This is a genomic window from Antarcticimicrobium luteum, assembly GCF_004358185.1.
Taxonomy (GTDB): Bacteria; Pseudomonadota; Alphaproteobacteria; order Rhodobacterales; family Rhodobacteraceae; genus Antarcticimicrobium; species Antarcticimicrobium luteum.
The window spans coordinates 1-2,472 of sequence record NZ_SMUV01000009.1 but is presented as its reverse complement, the minus strand read 5'-3'; the positions used below and the strand labels follow the sequence as shown (position 1 = coordinate 2,472).

Genomic DNA, 2,472 nt, shown 5'->3' with positions numbered 1-2,472 from the left:
TGTCAATCGGCATTGAAGTTTGACCCCCTATCGGCATCCAATATTGACCCCCTTGGTGGTGAGCAGGCCCGGCGCTGCGTAGCCCTCACATAGCGCAGCGGCGGCGGGCCTGCGGGGTTTCGGGTTGGCGCTATGCGCGGTTCTTGAAGCGCCAGCTTTCGTTACCGGTTTCGACGATTTCGCAATGGTGGGTGAGCCGGTCGAGCAGTGCGGTGGTCATCTTGGCATCGCCGAAGACGCTGGGCCATTCGCCGAAGGCCAGGTTGGTGGTGACGATGATGGATGTGCGTTCGTAGAGTTTGCTGATCAGGTGGAACAGCAATTGGCCGCCGGTCTGGGCGAAGGGCAGATAGCCGAGCTCGTCCAGGATCAGGAAGTCGAGGCGGGAGATCAGGTCGGCGGTCCGGCCCTGGCGCTCGGCGCGGGCTTCGGCATCGAGCTTGTTCACCAGGTCGACCACGTTGAAGAACCGGCCCCGGCGCCCTGCCCGGATACAGGTCCGGGCGATGCTGACGGCAAGATGGGTTTTGCCGGTGCCTGTGCCGCCGATCAGGACGAGGTTGCGCTGATGGTCGAGGAAGTCGCCGTTGGCCAGGTCGCGGATCAGGGTCTCGTTAACCTCGGCGGCCTCGAAGTCGAACTCCTCCAGTTCCTTGGCGAGCGGCAACTTGGCGATGGTCATTTGGTATTTGACTGACCGGGCCTGCTTCTCCCTGATCTCGGCGGTCAGCAGGTCACCAATGATCTGTTGCGGCTCGTGCTGGCGTTTGACGGCGGTGGTCAGGACCTCGTCATAGGCGGCCCTCATTCCGTAGAGCCTCAGCTTTCCCATCGCGTCGATTACCTCGGATCTTTCCATTCTGTGTTCTCCTCAGGCTGTCATATCGGTTGCAGTCGGCAATGGGCTCGCAGGCCAGCTTCAGCGCATCCGGGGTAGTGATTGTCAGGGGTGGTGGCGGCTCGCGGTGCCGGGCCAGGATGTTCAGCACGACGCCTGCGGAATGGACATTGTGCGACAGGGCTTCGGCGCAGGCCGCCTCGACCGCATCAATCCCGTCGGTCAGCACGGCGCTCAGGATGTCGACCATCTGCCGGTCACCGCCCGGCTGGCGTTCCAGCTTGCGCCACACGCGGCGGATTGGCACCGGCAGTTCCCATTCCCTGAAGGGCGCCCCGTTGCGAAGGGCGCCGGGTTTGCGGGCCAGAACGGGGATGTAATGCAGGGGATCGAAGATGGTTTTGTCCCGCCCGAAGGCCCGCTCATGCTGGCCAACGATTTGCCCATCCTGCCAGCATTCCAGCCGGGCGGCATAGGCCCTGATCTCCACCGGCCGCCCGACCGCCCGGGCATCGACCGAGTAGCGGTTCTTGTCGAACCGCACGAGGCAGGTCTTGGACACCGATGCGGGAACTGCATGGAATCCATCGAAAGGGCCGACGTAAGGCACAAGGCTCGGGCGCTCGTCCTCGAACACCTCCCAGATCGTCTTGTCGCGCAACTCTGGATGTTTGTTCGCCTTGGCATAGGCCAGGCAGCGATCCTCCAGCCAGGCGTTCAACTCGGCATAGGATTTGAACTTCGGACGCGGCACGAAGAAGCGCCGGCGGATCACGCCGACCTGGTTCTCGACTTGGCCTTTCTCCCAGCCCGAGGCCGGGGTACAGGCCACCGGGTCGACCAGGTAATGGCCGCACATCTGCTGGAACCGCCGGTTATAGGCCCGATCCTTGCCAATGAAGATCGCGTCAACGGCGGTCTTCATATTGTCGTAGATGCCCCGCGCACAGGCCCCACCGAAGAAGGCAAACGCCTTGTCGTGGGCGTCGAACACCATCTCCTGTGTCTCTCTGGGATAGGCCCGCACAAACGGCATCCGGCTGTGGCTCAGGCGCACATGCGCAACCTTCACCGTCGTGGTCACGCCGTCAATCAGGACAACCTCATGGCTCCAGTCGAACTGATAGGCTTCGCCCGGATCGAAGCTCAGCGGCACGTAGGCAGCGGCGGAAGCTTCCCGGGTCGCCTTCGACCAACTCGCCGCATAGCGCCGCACCGCATCATAGCTGCCGTCATAACCCCGGTTGCGAAGTTCCTCGTAAATCCGAACCAGGGTCAGCCGCTGGCGTTTGGGTTGCCGGTCATTCTCAGCCAGCATCTCATCCAGATCGGACCGCCACGGGTCGATCTTGGGGCGGGGCTGCGTGGACCGGTCATAGCTGAACTCGGTTGCCCCGGACCGCACCACCTTCCGCACCGTGTTCCGTGATACCCGCAGCTCCCGGCAGATCTGCTTGATCGACTTCCCCTGGATGAAATGCGCCCGCCTGATCTTCGCAATCGTCTCCACAACCAACATCCCCAAATCGCTCCCTCAATCCTTTGAGGAAGCTTCTGAACAGAAATATCAGGGGGGTCACTTTTGGACGCCGATTACCCCAATACAGGGGTCAATCTTGCATGCCGGTTCACAG

Annotated in this window: 2 protein-coding genes; both read right to left on the bottom strand. The window is 62.3% G+C overall.

Annotated features, from left to right (window positions below):
* Positions 1-130: 130 nt before the first annotated feature.
* Positions 131-859 carry an IS21-like element helper ATPase IstB gene (gene istB / locus E1832_RS00090; protein WP_083783480.1) on the bottom strand — a complete coding sequence of 243 codons (729 nt, stop codon included), beginning with the start codon at positions 857-859 and terminating at the stop codon, positions 131-133.
* Positions 792-2,357, bottom strand: a complete 1,566-nt coding sequence (istA, locus tag E1832_RS00085; RefSeq protein ID WP_008335500.1) for an IS21 family transposase — start codon at positions 2,355-2,357, stop codon at positions 792-794. The genes istB and istA overlap by 68 nt, the downstream gene beginning before the upstream one ends.
* Positions 2,358-2,472: the final 115 nt, after the last annotated feature.

Coding starts and splice junctions, on each gene's coding strand:
- istB (WP_083783480.1), bottom strand. CDS start 859: ATGGAAAGATCCGAGGTAATCGACGCGATGGGAAAGCTGAGGCTCTAC.
- istA (WP_008335500.1), bottom strand. CDS start 2,357: ATGTTGGTTGTGGAGACGATTGCGAAGATCAGGCGGGCGCATTTCATC.